General features: G+C 37.2%; 15 protein-coding genes and 2 pseudogenes. 8 read left to right on the top strand and 9 right to left on the bottom strand.

The genetic code is table 11. The features are described 5' to 3' along the window. Positions 1 to 56 precede the first annotated feature (56 nt). From mgtE to FJR38_RS20330, 4 genes are all read right to left on the bottom strand, one after another. On the bottom strand, positions 57 to 1406 hold the full coding sequence (gene mgtE / locus FJR38_RS20345; RefSeq protein WP_168492032.1) for a magnesium transporter: 1350 nt from the start codon (positions 1404 to 1406) through the stop codon (positions 57 to 59). Between the two features lie 308 nt (positions 1407 to 1714). Continuing rightward, positions 1715 to 3319: a murein biosynthesis integral membrane protein MurJ gene (gene murJ / locus FJR38_RS20340; RefSeq protein WP_168492034.1), complete on the bottom strand. Its 1605-nt coding sequence runs from the start codon at positions 3317 to 3319 to the stop codon at positions 1715 to 1717. A gap of 41 nt (positions 3320 to 3360) precedes the next feature. Then, positions 3361 to 3867: a pentapeptide repeat-containing protein gene (locus tag FJR38_RS20335; RefSeq protein WP_168492036.1), complete on the bottom strand. Its 507-nt coding sequence runs from the start codon at positions 3865 to 3867 to the stop codon at positions 3361 to 3363. Positions 3868 to 3946: 79 nt separating this feature from the next. Further along, positions 3947 to 5452 carry an LCP family protein gene (locus FJR38_RS20330; RefSeq protein WP_168492038.1) on the bottom strand — a complete coding sequence of 502 codons (1506 nt, stop codon included), beginning with the start codon at positions 5450 to 5452 and terminating at the stop codon, positions 3947 to 3949. A 386-nt stretch (positions 5453 to 5838) separates the two neighbouring features. Between FJR38_RS20330 and FJR38_RS20325 the strand changes: the two are divergent. The 7 genes and pseudogenes from FJR38_RS20325 (at position 5839) to FJR38_RS20300 (ending at position 16052) form a co-directional block, all read left to right on the top strand. After that, positions 5839 to 6904: pseudogene (locus FJR38_RS20325) on the top strand (mannose-1-phosphate guanylyltransferase). 307 nt (positions 6905 to 7211) lie between these two features. Beyond that, positions 7212 to 8840 carry an AarF/ABC1/UbiB kinase family protein gene (locus tag FJR38_RS20320; protein ID WP_168539065.1) on the top strand — a complete coding sequence of 543 codons (1629 nt, stop codon included), beginning with the start codon at positions 7212 to 7214 and terminating at the stop codon, positions 8838 to 8840. A 202-nt stretch (positions 8841 to 9042) separates the two neighbouring features. Further along, a pseudogene (locus FJR38_RS28670) lies at positions 9043 to 9998 on the top strand (AAA-like domain-containing protein); the annotation flags it as partial. A gap of 36 nt (positions 9999 to 10034) precedes the next feature. Continuing rightward, positions 10035 to 10676: a diguanylate cyclase gene (locus tag FJR38_RS28665; protein ID WP_254449525.1), complete on the top strand. Its 642-nt coding sequence runs from the start codon at positions 10035 to 10037 to the stop codon at positions 10674 to 10676. Positions 10677 to 10690: 14 nt separating this feature from the next. Beyond that, entirely contained in the window at positions 10691 to 14221 is a 3531-nt protein-coding gene (locus FJR38_RS20310) for an AAA-like domain-containing protein (protein ID WP_168539063.1), read from the top strand. Positions 14222 to 14269: 48 nt separating this feature from the next. Next, a complete protein-coding gene (locus FJR38_RS20305) occupies positions 14270 to 15250 on the top strand; it encodes an ATP-binding cassette domain-containing protein (protein WP_168539061.1) in 981 nt (326 codons plus the stop codon). 13 nt (positions 15251 to 15263) lie between these two features. Further along, entirely contained in the window at positions 15264 to 16052 is a 789-nt protein-coding gene (locus FJR38_RS20300; protein WP_168539059.1) for an ABC-2 family transporter protein, read from the top strand. A 12-nt stretch (positions 16053 to 16064) separates the two neighbouring features. On the opposite strand, the gene FJR38_RS20295 is transcribed toward FJR38_RS20300, so the two are convergent. The 4 genes from FJR38_RS20295 to FJR38_RS20280 all read right to left on the bottom strand — a co-directional run bounded on the left by FJR38_RS20295 (position 16065) and on the right by FJR38_RS20280 (position 19866). Further along, positions 16065 to 16322 (bottom strand): hypothetical protein, encoded by a 258-nt coding sequence (locus tag FJR38_RS20295; RefSeq protein ID WP_168492059.1) that lies wholly within the window; start codon positions 16320 to 16322, stop codon positions 16065 to 16067. Positions 16323 to 16406: 84 nt separating this feature from the next. After that, positions 16407 to 17261 carry an Rpn family recombination-promoting nuclease/putative transposase gene (locus tag FJR38_RS20290; protein ID WP_168539057.1) on the bottom strand — a complete coding sequence of 285 codons (855 nt, stop codon included), beginning with the start codon at positions 17259 to 17261 and terminating at the stop codon, positions 16407 to 16409. A gap of 9 nt (positions 17262 to 17270) precedes the next feature. Further along, a complete protein-coding gene (locus FJR38_RS20285) occupies positions 17271 to 18977 on the bottom strand; it encodes a serine/threonine-protein kinase (RefSeq protein ID WP_168539055.1) in 1707 nt (568 codons plus the stop codon). A gap of 49 nt (positions 18978 to 19026) precedes the next feature. After that, positions 19027 to 19866 carry an alpha/beta fold hydrolase gene (locus FJR38_RS20280; protein ID WP_174764070.1) on the bottom strand — a complete coding sequence of 280 codons (840 nt, stop codon included), beginning with the start codon at positions 19864 to 19866 and terminating at the stop codon, positions 19027 to 19029. Positions 19867 to 20042: 176 nt separating this feature from the next. Between FJR38_RS20280 and FJR38_RS20275 the strand changes: the two genes are divergently transcribed. Further along, positions 20043 to 21575: a SagB/ThcOx family dehydrogenase gene (locus FJR38_RS20275; protein WP_168539053.1), complete on the top strand. Its 1533-nt coding sequence runs from the start codon at positions 20043 to 20045 to the stop codon at positions 21573 to 21575. Between the two features lie 176 nt (positions 21576 to 21751). Here FJR38_RS20275 and pheT read toward each other — a convergent pair whose 3' ends face one another. Beyond that, positions 21752 to 24187, bottom strand: coding sequence for a phenylalanine--tRNA ligase subunit beta (gene pheT, locus FJR38_RS20270; RefSeq protein WP_168492065.1), 2436 nt, complete (start codon positions 24185 to 24187; stop codon positions 21752 to 21754). Positions 24188 to 24568 lie beyond the last annotated feature (381 nt).

Raw genomic sequence — 24568 nt, 5'->3', positions numbered from 1 at the left:
TTATTACCAATTACCAATTACCAATTACCAATTACCAATTACCAATTACCCAACTTTCAAGTAGGTAAATTAAAGACTTTTAAAGCAATAGAGATCATACTCAGGAAAGTTAAAAAGCCAATGGTATCGAGGAGAGTTGTTACTAACGGACCACTCATTAAAGCTGGATCTAGTTTGAGATGCTTTAAACCCATTGGTAACAAAGTTCCTAGTGTAACAGCCACCATTGTATTTGTGGCCATAACCGCCCCAGCAATTAAAGCTACCCATCTTTCTTGGGGTTTAGCCCAAATCAGGGAAAGGGCAATCATCGTTATCCCTAAAGCTACAGCAGTTCCTAAACCTGCCAAAAGTTCTTTGCGGAGGATTTTTGAAGTATCTTCGGGTGTGACTTCTCCGACACCTAAGCCGCGAATGGTGACTGTGAGGGCTTGTATACCAACAGTTCCACCTGTATTAGAAAATATCGGCATGATCACAGCTAGAACTGGTACAGCCGCAATGACTTGTTGAAAGGGAGCGATCGCACTGGCAGCACCAATATACAATCCCATAATCCCCAATAACCAAGGCAACCGTTTCCGAATTGTGATATGTGGGGGAGATAAAGCTTCTTCGTCACCACTTACCCCCGCCAATTTTTGGATATCTTCTGTGGCTTCTTCTTCTAAAATATCAACGACATCATCAATCGTAATAATACCGACTAATCGATCTTCCCTGTCAACTACAGGCATGGCGATTAAGTCATAACGCTGCATCACGCGAGCGACTTCTTCCTGTGAGGTTTCTGTTCTCACTTTGACAACGTGGGAACTGGCAATATCTTCAATTAAGACATCGGGAAAGGTAAATAAAAGTTGACGCAAAGAAACAACACTCACTAAAGTCCGATTATCATCCGTGACATAAGCATAGTAAATTGTTTCCTTATCTTCATCTTGCAAGCGGATTTTACTGAGGGCTTCACCAACAGTTAATCCTCGTCGCAAGCGGACATATTCCGTCGTCATTACCCGTCCCGCAGTCCCTTCTGGATAGCCGAGAATCGTGGAGGTAGCTTGTCTTTGTTCGGGGCTGAGTTGTTGTAATAACCGTTTGACTACTCCTGCTGGTAATTCATCAAATAATTCTGCCCGTTCATCGGGACTCATTTCTTCAACAAGGTGGACTACTTGGGCATCATGGAGGGAATTGATTAGTTCTTCCTGTATTTCTGTGGGTAAATATTCAAAGACATCTATGGCTTGATCTTTGTTGAGTAATCGAAAAGCGATCGCTCTTTGTTTTTCAGGTAATTGGGTGACGTACTCCCCCACATCCACTGGCTGTAAACAATTTAAGTCAAATTTAAGCTGATTTAAATCAGCAATATCCAAGGAATTACGAACTTCCTGTGTAAGCATAATTAAAATCTCCTAAAGTCTCCCCCGCGCTGGGAGACTGTCTCGCCAGCTTAGAGGAGGATACTACTGCCATCTGGTGGACTTTTGTCCATAACCTTTTGTAAAATTGAATAGCGATATCAAAATTTGCAAAGCACTGCTAAGTGATTAGTTTAGCCCGAAATTTACTTTTCCGATAGATGCTGTCAGGATTCCCCAAAAATAAATTACCCAATAATTGTAAAGGGGATTAGCGATCGCATAACCCACCATTTTTAAAGATTTTATCAAGAAATAGAGATGTTCCGGTAGAAAATCTCGGCTTTAATTTATTTCTTCAAAAACTTTTGCTGCATCTTCATCACAAAAGTATTCACTTCTGGGATATTCATTCTAGAAGCAATGATCGCAAATACCCCAATTCCCACTAAAGCAGATATAGATAATTCGATTAGTAAATTAATTAAACCCTGTTTACCTAACATTTGCTGAGAAACAAGTAAAGTCCCAAAACTAGCTGCACCAGCCATCACACTACCAACTGTTAAACCCAAAATTGGTAAACACCATTCTTGCCAAGGTAAACCATTAAGTTTACGATTCAGCAAAAATAACAACATCAATATTGAACTACAATTAACTCCCACTGTGGCTAAAACTAAACCAGGCGCTCCAAAAGGTTTAACCAGTAAAAAATCTAATCCAGCATTGAGAAGAATATTAAATATGCTAATTTTAAAAGGTGTTTGTCCATCACCTAAAGCGTAAAATACTCTGACTAAAACATCACGTCCTAAATAGACAAACATTCCAATTCCATAGGCAATTAATAGAGAAGATACTAATTCAGTTGCTTCTTGTTTAAAAGCTCCTCGTTGATAAACTATCTGGACAATTGGCACAGATAAAGATACCATTAAAGCCCCTAAAGGTAGCATGGTAACAGCAGTTAATAAAAGTCCTTGACGAATGCGTAATTTTAACTCTTCCCAATTATCTGGGTGAGAAAGTTTGGCAAATATCGGTAATAAAGGCAGTAAAATAATATTAGAAATAATCCCCAAGGGAGTTTGCACTAAAAGATTAGCATAGTTAAAACCTGCGGCTGCACCAGCAATAGGACTAGCAAAATAAAGGTCAGTAGCGACATTAATCGGCATCATTCCTGATGATATTGTCGCTGGAGTCATGATTTTAATTACTTCTTGGACACCAGGAGCTTTAAAATTAAATCTCAGCCGTAATGTCCCCAATCCTAAGCGCCATTGGACAATTAACTGGACTAACCATTGCAGAATCCCTCCTGCTAATGTTCCCCAAGCTAATACCATGCCACCAATTAAAGCATATTCAGGATTAATAATTTCTTTGCCATATTGCCCTACTAAAATAGCAATACCAATGATAACAGTAATACTTGATAGTAAAGGACTAATGGATAATAACCAATATTGATTAGCTGCATTTAAAGTTCCAAAACCAATGCCAATTAAGCCAGCAAATAAGGCTAAAGGGGCCATGATTTGAATTTGGCGGATAGCGATCGCTCTTGTAGTTGCTTCTAAGCCATAACCAACTATATCAATAATATATTCAGCACAAAAAATTTGAATAAATGTCACCACAATCAACAACCCACCAACAAGAGTTGTTACTGTTTCTACTATCGGTGCAGCTTCTTCTTTTTTGTGTTTGGCTAAAACACTAACAATGGCACTATGTAAAGGTCCATTGACACCACCAAGTAAGATTAACAGAAAACCAGGGATAATATAGGCATAACTATAAGCAGTAGCAGCCGCACCTACACCAAAAGCTGCCGCAATTATTTGTTGTCTAATTAAACCAAATACTTTACTAATTAATGTTGCTGCGGCAACAATACCAGCAATGCCAGCAAAGGAACGAGAGGGTTTTTGATCTTGTTGTGTCACGAATATTATTGGTCAGTTGTTAGTTGTCAATTATTAGTTTTCTATCTACAACCCAAACTATCTTTTGTAGAAATACCTGTTACCGGATTTATACCACTTGCCCTTTCACAGAGTAGTGATACTTGATAACGATCAATAAGTGCATCTGTGAAATCAGCACCAGTGATATCCGCATCATAAAAACGGCTGCGGGTTAAAGTTGCTTCTGTGAAAATAGTGTTCTTTAGATTAGCATTATCTAAGGTAACTCGATCAACCAAAGCACCTGTTAAATTTGCACCTTCTAAATTTGCTTTTAATAAAACGCCTTTAGTCAAAATTGCATTAGTTAAATTCGCACCTTGGAAATTTGTTCCCCGCATTTCCGCTGCCACAAAAGTTCCACCAACTAAATCAGTATAAGAAAAGTCACGATTTTCTAAATTAGCATTACTGTAATTAATGGTATTAATTTGAGCTAAAGCTGGTTGGGGATTCATAATTACCCACAAAACCGCCAAAATTAAAATTAATATCAAACCTAAAAACTTTAAAAAAATCTTGTTCATAAATTTGTTAATTGTTTGTTGTCAGTTGTCAGTTGTCAGTCGTTTTTTTAACCACTGACTAATGACCACTGACTACTGACTATTTCCAGTCTTTACCAATGCGAATTGTGAGATCAGATTCCAAATCGCCATTTCCAGAAACTTCGATTTGTCCTAGTCCTAAAACTTGTTGGAGGTCAATTCCTGGTTGTCGGTTGCCTCTTTGGACAATAATCTGAGTTTGGCGTTGGGTATCTGGCCAATCGGGAATTGCATAAACATTAGTAAAACCTTTCTGCTTGAGATAGGTGATTACTTTTTCTGTTAGCTGGGGTTGATTAGTCGTATTTTGAACAGCTACTCGCTGAATAGAAACTGGCCGATTATCTGACTTAATACCGGGTACATCTACGCCAACATAATTATTTAATAAGTTTTGTTGGCCAGTCATATTTAACCAATAGCTATTGGGATCTTGACTGAATCGGCTGAAAGTACCAGGTAACATGGCCATTTGGAAATTATCCCGTTCCACATTGACGGAGAAATTTGCCAACGCCATCATTTCTTCCATTTTCAGGTTAGTGTCAAAATATTTTCGCATAATGCGAGTTAATTGTGGCAACCTGGGTAAAACGGTGGGACTATTGAGACGTTGCAATAAAGCAGTTATTAGTGCTTGTTGTCGCTGTACTCTCGATAAATCTCCCAGTCCTTCTTCCCGAAAACGGGCAAATTGTTCGGCTTGTTCACCATTGAGACTTTGCCAACCACTGACTAAATTCATCGAAAAGCCACCAGCCTGATCTTGATAATTCATTGTTTGGGGTACAAATACATCTACCCCACCCAATTGTTCAACTAACTGCCGAAAACCGCTGGTAGAAATACGGATATATCTATCTATGGGGGCATTATTTAAACTGCGACTAACTACCCGTGCGGCCAAAACTGGACCACCTTTGGCGTTAGCTTCAGATACCTTAGTTAATCCTTGTTCGGGGATTGCTATCATTGTCCCTCTGGGAATTGACAGTACCCGAATTGATTGATCACTGGGATTTAGCCTGACTAACATCATGGTATCGCTGTTACCAGTAAAACTTTCTGGTGAACCGTCTACAGTCCCAGGAACTGGTTCAATACCCATAATTAAAATATTCATGGGTTTTGATAGTTTGTACTGGGAAAGCTTAGTCCATAAATCTCCAGGTACTTTTACTTGATCTTGTCTATTAGAGCCAAATTCATCATCTTTGGTTTGATCTAGATTACTCCATAGAGGAGTCCATAGTGCTAAACTCGATACCAGTAATCCAGAGAGAATGATCCCTAAAACAACAGTTAATACCCACAATAACCATCGTGGTACGGATAAGCCCAAGCGGTCATATAGTTCGTTTGGAATAGCGCCCACCGAGTCAACGACGTTATGAGAAGAGTTAACGAATTGTTGTGTTTTAACCGGCGGATTTGGCGCTGGTATTTGTTGAGATGTTACCTGATGATCCAGTTGGTGAACAGGTTGCTGTTTTACTTCCTGTTCTGGTGCTGGGACTTGCTGAAGCGTTACTTGATTTTCTGAGACTTGAACTTGTTTAATCACAATTTTCTCCCCACTCAACCACTCCCTAAAGGTATGTTACTGCAAGCTACAAAGATTGCAATTTAAAACTCACTATGCAAATTCTAGATTTGAGAAAAGTTAATGCCAGACTTTTTTGCTGAAGTCGAACTCAGGTGTTTTTAATACCTTGTCCATGTTTGGTAGGTTGAGTTAAGTGACAGCGAAACCTAACATTTATAAGCATTTGTGGGGTAACATCCGTCAACCCAACCTACAAATCAAGACTTTTTTTGATTTAGACAAAGTATGGCGTTTTACTAGGTAATAATTGAAACATATACAACCAATCAAATTCAGCAATGGATACAATCCAAAATTGAATCAATGTACACTTATATTGTTCTAAGTTCAGTGTGTATGACAGCATGAATAATTTATTTTTTCCTGTAATTCTGGCTGGCGGTAAAGGTGAACGTTTTTGGCCTCTGAGCCGATTAGACCGACCTAAGCAATTTTTAAGTCTTGATGGTAGCTCTAGAAGCCTCATGCAAGCCACCGCTGATCGGTTGTTGACACTGACTGGCGGTTGGGAAAACCTGTGGGTAATTACTTCTAGTGCAATTGCTCAAGGAGTACGAGAACAACTTCCCGATCTACCAGAGTCAAATTTGTTAATCGAATCAGAGGGACGAGATACTGCTGCGGCCGTCGCTTGGACAAGTTTAGAAATTAAAAAGCGTTATGGAGAAGACGCTATTATTGGGTTTTTTTCCGGCAGATCACTGGATTGCTGACCCGGAGGTGTTTGCAGAAACTTTAGCTGCGGCTACCGAGTTGGCTACTAGTAAAAGAGCGATCGTTACTTTGGGGATCAAGCCTAATTTTCCATCAACTGGCTATGGTTATATTGAACAAGGTGAAAAGATAGGTAGCTTTAACGACTTGCCAGCTTATCATGTCAACCGTTTTACTGAAAAGCCCGACCGAGAAACGGCAGAAACTTTTTTATCAACGGGACGGTTTAGCTGGAATAGTGGTATGTTTGTTTTTCGAGCCGGGGTTGTTCTGGAAGAATTACGCACCCATGCACCAGAAATTATTGAACCCTTAGAACAACAAGGCCCTGATATTTATCCCCACCTGCCTAAAAAAAGTATAGATTATGCGCTGATGGAAAAAACAAGTCTAGCATACGTTTTACCGGTGGCATTTGGTTGGGATGATCTGGGCGATTGGAATGCGATTGAAAGGTTACTGAAGCAGGATGATAATCCTAATGTAGAACTTGCTACCCATGTGGGCTTGGATACCCAAGGAGCAATTGTTTATGCCTCCAATCCTGATGATGTCATTGTTACTATTGGTTTAGAAGATGTGGTGATTGTGCGCGATCGCAATGTTACCCTGGTAGTAAAAAAAGATCGTACCCAGGAAATTAAGCAAATCCTTAAAACCCTGCAAAACGATGGACGATTTACAAACCTATTGTAAAAATTAAAACTCTTGGTAGATGGCTCAAAGTATTGTTATTCATTATAACTAGACTGTCGATAGTATTTTGTGACAGTATATGTCAATTAACAGATTTGAGCCTTTTTTTTCGGCGATCGCAATCAAACTTTATGATTGCTGATCAAAAACATAATATTTCCCCAATGGGTGCGGGGGGAGCAGGGGAGCAGGGGAGCAGGGGAGCAGGGGAGCAGGGGAGCAGGGGAGCAGGGGGAATATATTTTCAACGGACAACTGACAACGGACAACTGACAACTGACAACTAACAACTGACAAATTACCAAAAATGTTCTTAACCCAAACTGTTCCTCGTCAAAGAGAAATTATTGAAGTATTCCTCCGCAATGGCTGGGATTACATGAGAAGACTGTTGACTGGTGGTAAAGCTGATCAACCCCAATTACCACCCCCGGCTGTGTTGAAAAATATTTTGGTAGATTTGGGACCTGTCTATGTCAAACTGGGTCAACTGCTTTCTACCCGTCCTGATTTACTCAGTGCTGCTTATATTGAGGAACTGTCAACTCTTCAAGATGAAGTTCCTCCAGTTTCTTGGTTAGAGGTAGAAATACTTATTCGTAAACAGCTAAAAAGTCCACTGGAAGAAACCTTTACTACTATTAATCATACTCCTGTAGCGGCGGGATCAATTGCCCAAACTCATCGCGCTACTTTAGCAAATGGTAAAGAAGTAGCTCTCAAGGTGCAACGTCCGGGAATTGATGAAACCATTGCCCAAGATATTACTTTAATTCAAGGGATTGCGGATTTGGTTGCACGCACAGAGTTTGGACAGACTGCTGATATTAAATCAATTGCGGAAGAATTTACCAAAGCTTTAGAAGCTGAGTTAGATTTCACCCGCGAAGCAGGTTTTACAGATCAATTACGGCGCAATTTATCCCAAAGTCGTTGGTATGATCCCCAGCAAATAGTAGTTGCAGAAATTTACTGGCATTTAACTACAGAAAAATTGCTAGTCATGGAATGGTTAGACGGTGTACCTTTCCTATTGGCAGATTTGGGAAGTGATCAAGAAAAGCGTAAAGAAATTACTACTTTACTATTTCGCGCATTTTTTCAGCAGATATATATTGATGGGTTTTTTCATGCTGATCCCCATCCTGGTAATTTATTTTATTTGATAGATGGTCGCATTGCTCTTTTAGATTGTGGGATGATGGGTAGACTTGATCCCCGCACTCAACAAATATTAACTGAAATGTTGTTAGCAATTGTTGATTTAGATGCACAAAGATGCGCTCAATTAACTTTACAACTTTCTGATTCTGCACAACCCATTCTTTTGCCCAGATTAGAAAGTGATTATGATCGAATGTTACGAAAGTATCATAATGTGAGTCTGACAGAAATGAATTTTAGTCAGGTAATTTACGAGATTTTGCAAATTGCCAGAAATAATCAAATTAGATTACCTAGTAATATGGGTTTATACGCAAAAACTTTAGCAAATTTGGAAGGAGTAGCCCGCACTTTTAATCCAGAAGTCAATTTATTTGATGAGATTAAACCATTAATTACAGATTTATTTCGTCGTCAGTTATTGGGAGATAGTCCAGTGCGATCGCTCTTACGCACAGCCCTAGATATTAAAACTCTATCTTTACAATCTCCTCGAAATATTGAATTATTATTAGACCGTTTAACCTCTGAAACTTTACAGTGGAATTTATCACTAAAAGGATTAGATGGTATGCGGCGGACATTAGATGATGCTGCTAACCGTCTTTCATTTAGTATCTTAGTAGGTTCACTGATTATGGGTGCTGCTATTATTTCTACTAAAACCCAAACATTACAGCTATCCTATATCAGTATTGTTCTATTTAGTGCGGCTAGTTTATTAGGATTATGGTTAATTATTAGTATTTTACGCTCAGGGCGTTTAAGGTAGGTCAACAATTGACAATTGACAATTGACAATTGACAATTAATAAGTTATTCAATGCCAGTTTGGGAAGTGTTAATTTTTATAACTAATTTATCTAATGTGCTTACATAAGTTAAAAAATGAGGGATTATACTTAAAATTTTATTATTTCAGATTTCGTAACGGAAATCAAAGATTAATACCAAACTAACAAGATAGATTGCAAATGAAGAAAAATATTACTTTACCAGGTGATCCACTACCATCTAATTCCCGATTTTATATTGAACGCCCTCCCATTGAAAGCGATGCTTATACAGAATTACTCAAACCAGGGAGTTTAATTCGCATTAAAGCACCACGACACATGGGCAAAAGTTCTTTGATGTTACGGCTAATTGATCAAGCTCAGGCAGTGGGATATTCAATAGTTACCATAGATTTTAAACTAGTAGATAGACAAACTTTCTTTAGTCTTAATAATTTTTACGTTGGTTTTGTGCGAATGTAGCTCGACAGTTATCACTTGTATCACTTTTAGATGATTATTGGGATGAAGAAATTGGTAGTAAAGTTAGTGCTTCAATTTATTTTGAGGGTTATTTATTAGAGCAAATTCAGAGTCCAATAGTTTTAATTTTACATGAAATAGATTATATTTTTGAGCATCAACAAATTGCCCAAGATTTTCTACTTCTGCTACGCAGTTGGCATGAACAAGCTAAACAAACTCCAATTTGGGAAAAAGTTCGGTTGGTATTATTGCACTCCACCGAAGTTTATATCCCTTTAAATATCAATCAATCTCCGTTTAATGTTGGTTTGTCATTGAAATTACCAGAATTTACAGTTGAACAAGTGACAAAATTAGCGAAACAGTACGAAATAGATTGGTTTGATAGTCAAGCTGTAGAAAAATTAATGACTTTGGTGGGAGGACATCCCTATTTAATTCATCAAGGTTTGTATTATCTCTACCAGCAGAAAATTTCTTTACCAGAAATTCTAGATAATTGGGTGCTTAATAATGGGATTTACAGTGAATATTTAAGAAGTTTACTAAATATATTACAAAAAAATCCAGAATTATCTCAGGCATATAATCAAATTGTTAATTCTATAGATGGCAATATATATTTGTCAAAAAATTTGGTTTATAAATTAGATAGTTTAGGGTTGATTAAATCAAATGGTGAGAATTATCAACCTTTTTGTGAAATGTATCGTTTATTTTTTCAACAAAATTTACTCATAGATGATCATGATATTAAGGTGGATAAACTAAAAAAAGAAAATGAGCAATTACAAGTATTAGTTAATATTGATCAACTGACTCAAATTGCCAATCGTAAATGTTTTGACGAAAACTTTAAATTAGAATGGCAAAGAATGGCAAATCTCCAAGAACCTCTCTCTTTAATATTAGCAGATGTAGATGAATTTAAATTTTATAATGACACTTACGGACATCAAAGTGGTGATGATTGTTTACGTCAAGTTGCTCAAGGGATTAATTCAGTCATCAAAGATCCCAATATTTTAGTTGCTCGTTATGGTGGTGAAGAATTTGCTTTAATTCTGCCACAAACAGAGGCAGAAGAAGCCATTATAATTGCTGAAGAAATCAGAGAAACAGTAAAATCATTGAGAATTAATATTTCTGGATTAACTAATAAAACTCAAGCAATGCACAAAACTAGATTAACTATCAGCTTAGGAATTGTTTGTGTTATTCCGTCAGGATATTTTTCTATAACAGAATTTTTTGAAGCTGCTGATCAAGCACTGTATCAAGCCAAGCAATTAGGACGCGATCGCACTATCTTAAGTTCTAAATTTAAATTTGGCTATTATGAATAGTAAATATTACTACTATGAATACTCATACATATCAAGTTGGTGGTAGCCTCATAAATAATGCCCCTAGTTACGTAGAAAGACAAGCAGATATAGAAATATATAACGCTTTAAAACAGGGTGAATTTTGTTATGTTCTCAACTGTCGTCAAATGGGTAAATCATCCCTGTTAGTGAGAACTAAACACCATTTAGAACAAGAAGGATTAAAATGTACCTCTATTGATATGACAAATATTGGGAGTGAGAATATTACCCCAAGTCAATGGTATAAGGGAATAATTGCCGATTTATGCAGAGGATTTAAACTTTTAGGAAAATTGAACTTAAAATCATGGTGGCAAACCGGAGATGATATTTCCTTGCTACATAACTTAAGTCGGTTTATTGCGGAATTATTAACTCAATTTCCCGAAGAAAAGTTAATTATTTTTATAGATGAAATTGATAGTATACTCCGCTTAGATTTTCCTGTAGATGATTTTTTTGCACTAATTAGATACTGCTATAATCAAAGAGCAATAGATCCAGAATATCAGCGATTAACATTTGCAATTTTTGGAGTAGCTACTCCATCAGATTTAATTCAAGATGTGCAAAGAACACCTTTTAATATTGGTAAAGCAATTGAATTAAAAGGATTTCAAATAGAAGAGGTAGATTCTTTAATTAAAGGATTAGAGTTGGTGATCCCTAATCCCCACTCAGTCATGAAACAAATTTTAGATTGGACAGGAGGACAGCCTTTTTTAACTCAAAAGTTATGTAATTTAATCATTAATTTTCAAATAAGTGATCATCATCTAGATTTTGCTAAAGGTTATGAAGAGTTTTGGTTAGATAATATTGTTAATGAATATATTATTAACAATTGGGAATCACAAGACGAACCAGAACATTTAAGAACCATAAAAGATCGGCTACTTTATCATCAACAGCTTGTCGGCAGATTATTGGGAATTTACAAACAAATTTTGCAAGGTGTAGAAGTAAAAAGCGATGATAGTAGAGAACAAATAGAATTATTACTCTCCGGTTTAGTAATTAAACAAGCAGGATTATTAATTGTTAAAAATCGCATTTATGCCAAAGTATTTAACTTAGATTGGGTAGAAAAAAAATTAGCTAATTTACGTCCCTACTCTCAAACTTTTGCTGCGTGGGTAACTTCCCGACAAACGGATGAATCTCGTTTATTAAGAGGACAAGCACTTGAAGATGCTCAAGCTTGGGCTTGGGATAAAAGTTTAACAAATTTAGATAATCAATTTTTAGCTAAAAGTGCAGAATTAGAACGAAGAGAACAACAGCTTGTTTTAGTAGCAGAAAGAGCCAAAAATATTGAAATTCAACTGCTGGAACAACAAAAAAATGCTCGCTTACAAAAAGTTCTCTTGGGAGTTATTAGTACAGCTTTTTTAACTGCTGTTAGCTTAGGAGGGATAACTTTCTGGTTATATCGCCAATCTCTCCAAAATGAAAAATCAGCAAAAATGAGCGAAATTGAAGCTCTAGCATCTTCATCATCGGCTCAATTTACTTCCCATCAAGAATTAGAAGCTTTACAGGGTGCGATTCAAGCTAAAACTAAATTAAACAATTTAAAAATTAACAATCCTGAACTAGAAGAACTAACAAATAATGTCCTCCGTCAAACAATTTATGGAGCGCAAGAATGGAATCGTCTTTCAGCACCTGGTCTTAGTTTGATTTGGGATATAGCCTGGAGTCTTGATAGCCAGATGATAGTCATTGCTAGTCAGAATGAAATTTGGTTATGGCAACAAAATGGTAAATTCATTCGCAAATTTAAACCGCATAATTCTACAGTTTGGGCAGTGGCTTTTAGTCCTGATGGTAAAATTATTGCTTCCGGTAGTGCCGATAAAACTATTAAACTTTGGTCATTAGATGGTGAAGAATTAGCAACTATTACTGTTAGTGAACAAGTTAAAAGTATAGCTTTTAGCCCTGATGGAAAACTACTGGCAATAGGGATAAATAATGGTAATTTAGGAATATGGCAGTTAGCAGATAAAAAACTCAAGATTATTCAAGCTCATCAAACGACGATCTCTAAAGTTTTGTTTACGCCCGATGGTCAGAAATTAATTACTGGTAGTGCTGATGGGAAAGCAGTTCTTTGGAGTCTTAACGGTAAAAAATTAGTTAGTTTCAATCGTGGTCAAGATGGTGTACGTGGTTTAGCAATTTCTGCGGATGGTAAATTGCTGGCTACAGGTGGTAATAATAAAAAAATTGAGCTTTGGAGTATTAATGGCCAAAAACTGAAAAACATTGAAGCCGGATATTCAATCATCGCCATGGCATTTAGTCCTGATCATAAAACCCTTGCTGCTGCTAGTTGGGATAAAGTGGTAAAACTTTATAGTCTTGATGGTAAAGATTTGGGTACGTTGACAGGACATAAAGAAGCTGTTTGGGCGATCGCTTGGAGTCCTGATAGTAAAATTTTGGCCACTGCTAGTCTGGATAGTAGCGTTAAACTTTGGAAGTCGCAAAATCCCTTAATCAAAGTTTTAAGAGGTCATCAATCAGACCTAGCAAAAGTTGCCATTAGTCCCAATGATCAAATTATCGCTACCACAGATTGGGATAATGTCGTCAATCTTTGGAAACCTGATGGTACGTTACTCAGAAGTCTTAAAGGACATGAAAATGGCGTAACCTCTGTTGTCTTTAGTCGTGATAGCGAGTATTTAATAACTGGGAGTTGGGATAAAACTATCAAAATCTGGAAAATTGATGGCACTCTGATAGATACACTTCCAGGACATACTGCGGGAGTTGAAGACATAGCACTTAGTTCAGATGGTCAAATTCTGGCTTCGGGTGGTTTTGATCGAACTTTACGGCTTTGGCAACGAGATCACAAAAAACCGTTTAGCTTTCGATTGCAAAAAACTATCGAAGCACACAGTGAACCAATCCTGGGTGTAGCATTTAGTCCCGATGGTCAGGTATTAGCAACAGGCAGTTATGATAAAACCATCCGCCTGTGGAGTCGAGAGGGGAAGCTGTTAAAGACCTTAGAAGAGCATAATCTAGCAGTTTTTGATGTCACCTTTAGTCCAGATGGACAGTTGATAGCCTCGACTTCCGACGATCGCACCATTAAATTATGGCAACGTGATGGGAAATTTTTAAGAACATTGGTAAATTCAAAATATAAATTAGGACCATTAAGATTTAGCCGAGATGGAAAAACAATTTTTGCCGCCGGTGGAAATAGCACAAATGCAATTCAAATCTGGGATCTGCAAGGAAAACTAATAATTACACTGTTTCGACATCTTGACGCTGTGTCTTCCTTAGCCTTTAGTGCTGATGGTAACACCTTAGTTTCCACTAGCCGCGATCGCACGGCAATTATCTGGAATTTACCCAAAATATTTGCTCTTAACGAATTAGATTATGCTTGTAATTGGATAAAAGATTACTTGCAGAATAATCAGGAATTAAAAAATTTAGAAAAAAATGATTCTCCTGGAGAGAAGCTTTCTATACGCCATCTGTGCGATCCTTAGTAGAGTGGAAAAACTCCAGGTCATTAAGTAGCAGGGGACAAAATTTTTATGTCAATTATTACAGCAGAAAACCTCAGTAAATCCTATCCAGTAGCAATTAAAGATCCAGGGATCAGGGGAACAATCACCCACTTTTTTCGCCGGACTTATCGCTCAATTCCAGCAGTTAAAAATGTTTCTTTTAGTATTGAACCTGGGGAAATAGTTGGTTTTTTGGGTCCTAATGGTGCTGGTAAAACTACCACTTTAAAAATGCTAACAGGGCTAATACATCCTTCTCATGGTACAGTTAAAGTTGGTGGATTTGTTCCCTTTAATCGTCAAGAAGCATTTTTGCAAAAAATCACTTTAGTGATGGGACAAAAACAGCAATTAATTTGGGATTTACCAGCCCTTGATTCTTTGAGAATTAACGCCGCAGTTTATAATATTTCTGACAAAGAATTTCAACGTCGAATAGGTGAATTAACAGAAATGCTGGCTTTATCAGGTAAACTCACCCAACCTGTGCGAAAATTATCATTAGGTGAACGGATGAAAGCTGAACTATTAGCAGCACTTTTACACCGTCCCCAAGTTTTATTTCTCGATGAACCAACTTTAGGATTAGATGTTAATGCTCAAGTCGGAGTCCGTGACTTTTTAAAAGAATATAATCGGCTGTATCAAGCAACTGTATTATTAACTAGTCATTACATGGCTGACATTACAGCTTTGTGTGAACGGGTGTTATTAATACACGAAGGAAAACTCATGTATGATGGCAGATTAGATGGATTATTAGAAAATTTTGCCCCTTATCGAGAAATTTATGTGGAGTTAGTTCAAGCATTACCACTAGAAAAACTTATGTCCTATGGTGATGTGCAAATGGTGGAAGGAAGAGCCGTTAGATTTATTGTGCAACAAGAAGCATTGACTCGCACTGTTTCCCAAATTTTAGCAGATTTAGAAGTGGTAGATTTAACAGTCACAGAACCACCAGTAGAAGAAGTAATTGGCCGAGTTTTTCAAAAAGGGTTTAACTAACTTATTAATAACCATGAAAAAAAAATTAAAAAAAGCCTTGACTTTTCTATCAGTATACTATGCCTATATGTTGGAATATAGGTCAGAATTAATATTATGGGTTTTATCTGGTTCTCTACCAATTATCATGATGGGTGTTTGGGTGCAAGCGGCTGAAGGTGGTATATTTGGTTTAGGACCTGTAGATTTTGCTCGGTATTTTTTCGCGGTTTTCATAGCTAGACAAATCAGCGTTGTCTGGGTAATTTATGAATTTGAAAAAGAAGTAGTAGAAGGTAAACTTTCACCAAAATTATTACAACCTATAGATCCAGTTTGGCATGATGTAGCTTATCATGCTGCTGAAAGATTAGCTCGAATACCTTTTATATTGCTTTTATCAATGTTATTTTTTGTTTTATATCCTCAAGCTTTTTGGTTGCCGAGTATAGCTAATTTATTGCTATTCATATTGGCAGGAATTATGGCATTTGCTTTACGGTTTATTATGCAATATACTTTTGCTATGTTTGCATTTTGGACAGAAAGAGCTACCGCTTTAGAAAATCTATGGTTTTTGTTTTTTCTATTTTTATCGGGTTTGATTGCACCTTTAGATGTTTTTCCTGAAGATGTCCGTAACATAGTTATGTTAACACCTTTTCCCTATATTATTGATTTTCCCGCTAGGATTTTGGTAGGATTACCTGTAGATTTAACAAGAGGATTTTTATCAATATTAGGTTGGTTTTTAATATTTTTAGGTGCTAATCGTGTTTTATGGCGTTTGGGTTTGAAGAAGTATTCAGGAATGGGAGCATAAATTATTGATAATTTAATTTGGTTCAGAAATGTGAATGTTCTGAATAATTTCCCGTAGTTGATCAAGACTATGTACCGTGAGAATATCCTTATGAATAATTTTTAATCTTTCCAAATCAGAAATTTGGGAGATTTCGGATATTAGTTCTAACCCTTCTCTGCCGAATTTTACATCTAAAGATAACTCAATAGCAGAAAGCCTTTCTTGCAACCGTCCTTCTTCTCTACCTTTATGCAAAATTTCCTGATAAAAGAAAGATTTTTCTAACACCTCTATACTCCCTCTACGAAATTATCTAATTGGATATTATTTCTCCCCTGATTAGGAGAGTAATACTAATTTAAAAACACAAGTTTAATTTCTTTGCAGAAACTGCTGTAATTCATCAAGAGTATTTACAGTTAGAATGCTTCTTTGAATATTTTTTAACTGTTCTAAATCAGCAATTTGTGATATTTCGGGCATGAATTGTAAACCTTCTTGAGCAAATTTCAACTCTAAAATTAGTTCAATAGATGACAGCATTACCTGTCTTCCCCCTTCTCTTCTTCCTTCTTCCTTAATCTGTTGATACCAAGGAGATTCTTGTAATATTGCCATATCCCACCTCATGATTTGTTGAACTAAGGCGCTATCTAATACGAATGTAGCAAAAAAAGCCATAACTGTTTCTAACTGGCTTAATTTTTCATCAGCACGAAGCATTTGTAATGCTTGTCTAACTGTTGATTCTCCTCCTCCACCTTTGAGAATTGGTACAAAGGGAAGCAGCGAGGGAATAGGTTGGCTTAAAGCTATTTCTACATCAACTTCCCAAAGATTGATCACCTGATAGTCTTGACGCGCCCGTAAACCTGCAAACTCTGATTCATAACGTTTAGGAATTTCTGCTTCACTTTCTTTCAGGATGTTAATTAATACGGGGTAGGTGGGAAGATCATATTTTTCTTCCGCTAATGCTGCATAAGCCCGCATTCTTTTGGGCATTTCTGGCTTATACCGTAATTGTAACTCATTGAGAACAAGAAATTCGCCGTACTGAGGACTGGTAGCTTTGATTAATACATCACTTTCTCTACTTATCCATTGAAATTCGGAGTTGAGAATTTCTCCGGTGGTAATATCGGGGATTTGTGTTACCCATTTTACCCAATTTTCGGGAGCGAGGCTGATTAATTTCTTGGTGCTGATATCTGCTTTTTTAATCATAAAGCACTACTATAAATTACTGGGGATAGTTTTAAACTTATCTGGTGAACCTAGAGAATAATCTTCTAATTTAAAATCAGCAAAAGGCTTTCTCTCTAATCTATCTCTTAAAGCTTCATCTAATATTACTCCTTCGGCTTGTTTTTTGACACCAATAATAATAATACTGCGTTGATAAGCTGTTGAGTCTTGGCTAGATTGACAATCTTTTCTTTGAAATTGTCCCAGATTTAATAAGCGATAACCTGTAACGCTGGGTGTATTACTAAATATCTTTTTTCCTAATAATTGGATTTGCTGAGAACGTTCTAACGCACGTCTTTGTTCAGCAGCGATATCACCTTCACAAGATGCTGTTCCTACGGAAATAATCTCGCTGGGATTTTCCATAATTTTCTGGATACCTTCTTGTTCTAAGTTAGATTTTAAGGAATCAAGGGTAATAGTTTGATCCTGATATTTAATTTGGTAAGTGCTACCTAATTGCCATTTATATTCTACTGATAAAACCGCAATATTAAATTCGGCAACTCTGCCTTGACTATCTTTCCCTTCTTCATAAGGAAAATAATCAACATTGCCTTTTTTCACTGGTGCTTGTCCATAGTCAGGAGGAAGAACGGTAAATTTATTATTTCTGTTTGCGAATGCTATCCACCAAAGTAATAATAAGGAAACAATTAAAGCTGTAAACCAGGCTAATATTGGTAACTTTTCTGGTTGTTTTTGGGGTGGAATAACGGTGTGATTAGTAGTTATTTTGTTAACTATTGCGGTTTTTAAATCTCCTCCAATATTCACAGTTGCAGATGTATTTTCTGTTAGTTGACACTCAATTTCTGCTAATCTGCTCAAAATTTCTTCAACATTGTGAGGACGTTTATTCACTTCCATTGACATTAACCAATCAATGAAATCTAATAATAATGGAGAAACATGATTTGTATGATGTCGCCATTGTAAAATATCTAAATGAGGATCATATAATTGTCCGGGTTGAAATCCCGTTAATAAAAATACAAATGTCCGTCCTAAAGCAAAGAAATCTGATTGGGCTATGGCTTGTCCTCGCATTTGTTCGGGAGGGCTATAACCAGATGATGAAATGGCTGTCATTCCTCCACCATTTGCTAGATAGGTTCTGGTGATTTCTCTGGCTGTACCAAAGTCAATTAATACTAATTGTCCATCAGGACGAATCATGATATTTGATGGTTTAATATCTCTATGGAGATATTGTTGGTTATGAACTAAATCTAAGATTTCTAATAATTGTTTTAACCAAACTATGGCTTGAGCTTCGGAAATTGGGCGATTTTGTTGTTGCTTTAACCATTGTTCTAAATTCGGTCCTTCAATCTTTTCCATGACCATACAATGTAAGATCACATTATTTCTGGTTTGATATGGAAAGTAACCTTCAGCTTTGGGAATACCAGGATGATTTAATTGTTCTAAAACATTTACTTCTTGTTGAAATAAGGAAACAGCTTTAGAATCATTTGCTAGTTCTTCTTTGAGGACTTTGAGAATTTTTGGTGTGTCTTGCTGGTAAGCTTCATAAACTTTGCTAAAACCAGTTTTGTCACTCAATAAACGTAAGACTCGATAACGTCCTATCAATTCCAATTGCGAACCACAACTTTGACAAAAGCGGTTTTCATCATTATCTGGGTGGTTGGGTTGAGGACAAACTGGATTAATGCAGAGGCTCATAAATAATTGACAATTGATAATTGATAATTGACAACTTGAGATGATTATCTCATTTTTGGGTTGCTAAAAAAGCAGCGACTGTTTGATTAAATTCTGTAGGGTTACTTAAAAATGGCCAATGATTTCCGGGAACTTGCAGGAAATTTAAGTTTTTGAGGTTGGTTTTGTAGGGTTGAATTTGCCAATTTTGGCGGTTGACACCTTTTTCTGGTTGTATAAAGAGGGCAGGTGTATCAACTGGGTTAATGAAACCTGGTACGTCCATTACTGCGTCAAAAATGCCGTCACGGGCGGCAATGGTAAATTTGCTACCCCAAGTACCATCGGATTTTTGTTCAATTCCGGCTTGAAAAACTTGCTGTTGTAAAGAACTCCAATTTAGATATTGGCTGAGTTGTCGAATTTTTTGTTCGGCTTCTTCGTAACTAGCAAAAGGTCCCATGCTTTTGAGGAAAGGTAAGACGCGGTACAATAGAGGAAATGTGATTTTGAGGAAACTGGGCATTTTCCAGATAAAAATGGGATCTACTAGTGTGATACTTTTTAACCTGGCTGGGTTTTTTCTAGCCCAAATAGCGGCTAATTTCCCTGTCCAAGAGTGACTGACGATATGAGCCGCAGACCATCCCATTTTATCCATTAATGCTTCCAAATCAGCGATCGCACTGTCAAAAGTATAATCTTTTTCTGGTTTACTACTCTCACCATGACCACGCATATCTGGTGCAATTATATGATAATCTGCTGCTAAATAATCTCCTAAACTAGACCAAACCAAAGCATTATCAGCCATACCATGTAACAACAGTAATGGTTCTTGACCTTGATTCCATTCCAGGTAAGAAAGTTGAATATCAGATGTTGATAGAGTGTGACGGACAGGTATCATTTTCTTAATCTTTTCGAGGACAACTGAGAGGGAATTTTAGCAGAAAAAATAAATTTTCAGGTTTGAACTTTTAGTTTCTAATTTTGCATGGTTGAAAATTGTACTGATTAGCACGAATTAATCGAGCAAATGAATGTCAAAATCAAGAATAGGAATACGAGGATATTAAAATTACTATGCCAGAAATCGATCAATCCATAGCTCAACATTATCACGACCGGACTAAATATGACCCCCAAACACTGGCTTCTAAAAGTCATAATTTAGACTGGGCTAAACAGCCTGTACCGTTTAAAGAGTACAAAATTGGTGCTGATATTGACCTCAAACCCTATCTGCAAGAAACGGTGGAAACAGTTGCTAATAAATTAGATACCCAATGGTGGTGGCGACTTTCTCAACTATTATTTCACAGTTATGGACTCACGGCAAAAATGCCTTCTATGGGTAGTGCTGTATACCTACGGTCTGCTCCCAGTGCTGGGGGGTTGTATCCGGCTGAGGTATATTTAGTTTCTCGTGGTACGCCATTATTACCACCGGGACTCTATAACTATCAATGTCGAAGTCATTCTTTAATGCACTTTTGGGAAAGTGATGTTTGGCAAACTTTACAAGCGGCTTGTTTTTGGCATCCTGCTTTAGAAAGTACCCAATTAGCTATTATTACTACTGCGGTTTTTTATCGTTCTGCTTGGCGTTATGAAGACAGGGCTTACCGCCGAATTTTTCTCGATACTGGGCATCTTTTAAGTAATATTGAGTTGGCTGCTAATATTGCTGATTATCGCGCTCATTTAATCGGCGGTTTTGTGGATGAAGCTGTTAATGATTTACTTTATATTGATCAGGAACAAGAAGGAACAACGGCTGTTTTAGCTTTGGCAGATTTGTTAGATGTGCGTCAAAATTTACCTCTAGGACGAACTGCTTTACCTTCAACAACTGATACTAATTATCCATCTATTCCTGATGGTGAATTGCTGAAATATTTTCATTTACATACCCAAATTTCATCTACAACAACTGATAAGTTAAATCTACCAAATGTCCAACCAGAAAAGTCTTTAGAAGATAAATACAATTTTCCTTTCTGTGAAAAGATTCCGACTCGAACTGCACCAATTTATTGGGGAGAACATTTATCAGAATTATCAAATACTATCTATAAACGCCGTTCTACCCGTGCGTATAATGGTGAAAATTTGAATTTTGATGAACTCAAAGCTTTACTGGATTTTACTTATCAACCTCAAAATTACATTGATCAAAATTTAGATCCTCATCCTGATCATTTCGATTTGAATTTAATAGAAACATTTATTGTTGTTTCTGGAGTGCAAGGATTAGATGCTGGTTGTTATTATTACGCACCAAAAGCGCAAGAATTACGACAAATTCGCTTTAAAAATTTCCGTCGAGAATTACATTTTCTGTGTTTGGGACAGGAATTAGGTAGGGATGCAGGAGCAGTATTATTTCATACCGCTGATTTAAAAAATGCGATCGCTCAATATGGAGATCGTGTTTACCGTTATTTACATTTAGATGCTGGTATTTTAGGACAAAGACTAAATTTAGCAGCTATTCGGCTCAATTTGGGTGTCAGTGGTATCGCTGGCTTCTTTGATGACCAAGTAAACGAAGTTTTGGGTATCCCTACTGATGAAGCCGTTATCTACATTACGACACTAGGAAAACCGAGGTAAAGAAGTCAGGAGGAAGAAGAGAGAAGGAAATTTCTCTCCTGCGTCCTCTGCGGTTCATTTCTTCATAATTTTGCGTAAGTCCTGTTCTTGTACCTCACTTAAATGGGAATTGCTATATACCCCAAATGGTAATGAGAATTGGGAATTACCTTTTTCCCATTACCAATTACCAAATTCTAACTTCTGAGACTAACACCAAATTTCTCGACTAAAGCCGTCCTCACCTTATCATGAACTGGTTCAATTTCAGTTTCAGTCAGAGTGCGATCGCTCACACGATAAACTAAGCGAAAAGCTAAACTGCGTTGTCCTGTGGGGACATTTTCACCACGATATTCATCAAACACTTCTACTGAGTCTAATAACCCCTTACCGGCTTTGTTAATGACCTTTTCAATTTCCGAGACTGTGATTTTAATTGGGGCAAAAAAGGCAATATCGCGATCGCTGGCTGGATAAGTAGAGTAAGATGTAAATTTGGGAGTTAATAACTCTTCACTACTTACGGCATCTAATAACGCATCTAAATCTAATTGAAACACATAAACGGCATCTGGTAAATCTTTTTCTCGCCGTAATTGGGGATGAACTTGACCAAATGTACCCAATCTATTTCCTCTTTCCCAAAGTGAAGCAGTGCGTCCAGGATGTAAGCGAGAATCTCGATTTTCTGGTTGAAATTCCACCTCTAAACCCAGTTGTCTAAAGACACTTTCTAAAATGCCTTTTGCTTCAAACCAAGTAATTGGTTCTTCTTTCCCACCCCGTAACCATTTACCAGAAGTTATATCACCACCAATAATCCCAGCCAATATTTCCGCTTCTTCTAAACCTTCTTCTTCGCGCCAGAAAATCCTGCCGATTTCAAAACCATTTAATGCCCCATTTCCTTGTTGTAAATTGTATTGAAAGGCATCAATTAAACCAGAAATCAAATCAGTGCGTAAAGCTGAATATTCAGCAAACAAAGGATTACTTAAAACTATTTGTCTATCTTCACCTGGTTTAACTAAAGAATAATGAATTAATTCCGTCAAACCTTCAGCCCTTAGACACGATCTTAACTTACGAACTAATTCTTGATCTAAAGGTAAATAACCAGCTTCAGATTTTTCTGGTAAAGTATCGCAGAATTTATCATAACCATATAAACGAGCAATTTCTTCAATTAAATCAATTTCCCGTTCTAAATCCCGATAACGATAAGGAGGTACTGTTACCTGCCAAATTTGTTCTTCAATTGTGATTAATTTACATCCTAAAGCAGTGAGGATTTTTTCTACATCTTCTGCTTGTAGTTCTCCTGTTTCTCCTGCTAATTCAATTGGACCTAGCACTTCATTGACTCTATCCAAACGCAAGGTAATAGAATGTGACCAAGTGGAAGCATCTGGACGATAATCGGAAATTTCCTGCTGAACAATTACCCCTGCTGCTAACTCACTAATTAAAGATAAAGCGCGGTGACAAGCTATTTCTAATTCTGCCCGATTTACTCCTCTTTCATATCTGCCAGAAGCCTCACTTCTTAACCCCGCACTCCGAGAAGAACGACGAATAGCCACAGAATCAAATAATGCAGCTTCTAAAACTAAACTTTGTGTACCTTCATGAACTTCCGTTTCCGCACCACCCATGACACCTGCTAAAGCCACCGCTTGATTATTAGCAGTAATTAATAAATTTTGGGTTGATAAATTCCGGTTATTTCCATCTAAGGTTTTTAAAGTTTCTCCCGTTTCCGCAAACCGCACACCAATAATTAAATTTTCTCCCCCACCTACAGATTGTAAACGCTCTTTGTCGAAAGCGTGGAGAGGTTGTCCTCTTTCTAACAACACATAGTTAGTGATATCAACTACATTATTAATTGGTCTGACACCCGCAGAACGCAAACGTTGTTGTAACCATTCAGGAGAAGGTGCAATTTTTACTTGTTCAACAACTGTACCAATATAAGCCGGACAAGCTTGGGTTTCGGAAATTTTCAAAGTGAGATTTTTTGCAGTTTTGGTATTTTCCACTTCTGCAATTTGGGGAATTGATAATTTTCCCCCAGTTAAAGCTGCTACTTCCCGCGCAATACCCACCATAGATAAAGCGTCAGCACGGTTAGCGGTAGCGGTGACATCTAAAATCACATCTTCCAAACCCAACAGGGGACGCACGTCACTACCCAGAACAAGATTTTCCTCCGGGAAGATATGAATACCGTCAATATCAGTGGGTAAACCTAGTTCCTTCAAAGAACATATCATGCCGTTGGAGGGAACACCGCGCAGTTTTGCAGGTTTAATTTTTAAATCAATGTTGGGTAAATAAGTTCCTGTAGTTGCGACGGGAACATAGATGTCTGCGCGGACGTTTCCAGCACCGCAAACGATATTTACAGTCTCAGCAGCACCAATATCAACTGTACAAACGCTCAGTTTATCTGCATTGGGGTGTGGTTGACGTTCTAGCACTCTTCCCACAACAACACCATCTGCCCAAGTGCGACGATCTTCTATATCTTCTACTTCAAACCCTGCCATTGTCAAGGTTTCCGCCAGTTCTTCTGGAGTCTGTTTGATTTCTACGAGTTCTTTTAACCAGTTTAGAGAAATACGCATGGAGTCTGTTTGTTTGGTTTTATCTTTCGCTTTAATTTTATATATTAAGTGAAAATTATGAGATTTTTTGGCTTTGCTAATTGAATGTATGAATTAGCCTCACGCCAAGGCGCAAAGACGCAAAGAATAAGAGTTAAAGAAATCTAATTTTTCGTTTTACAGTAGAAATGCGATATGGAAAGTCTCTACATTTTTTTTACGGGATGTCTATTATGATTAATTCATAGGACTTACGCAAAATATCTCTGAAACCCTATTTTCTTTGTGTCCTTCGCTCCTTCGTGGTTCGTTCTTTCGTGACTTGTGCGATAACGTTCCTGATTCAGTAGATATCAGAATCCTATCCGTATGGGAGATATGTCCACTATGGTACAGCAATTA

Origin of the sequence: Anabaena sp. UHCC 0253, from assembly GCF_009712085.1 — a bacterium.
Taxonomy (GTDB): domain Bacteria; phylum Cyanobacteriota; class Cyanobacteriia; order Cyanobacteriales; family Nostocaceae; genus Dolichospermum.
The sequence above is the reverse complement of the archived record's forward strand: the minus strand, read 5'-3'. Positions and strand labels throughout refer to the sequence as shown.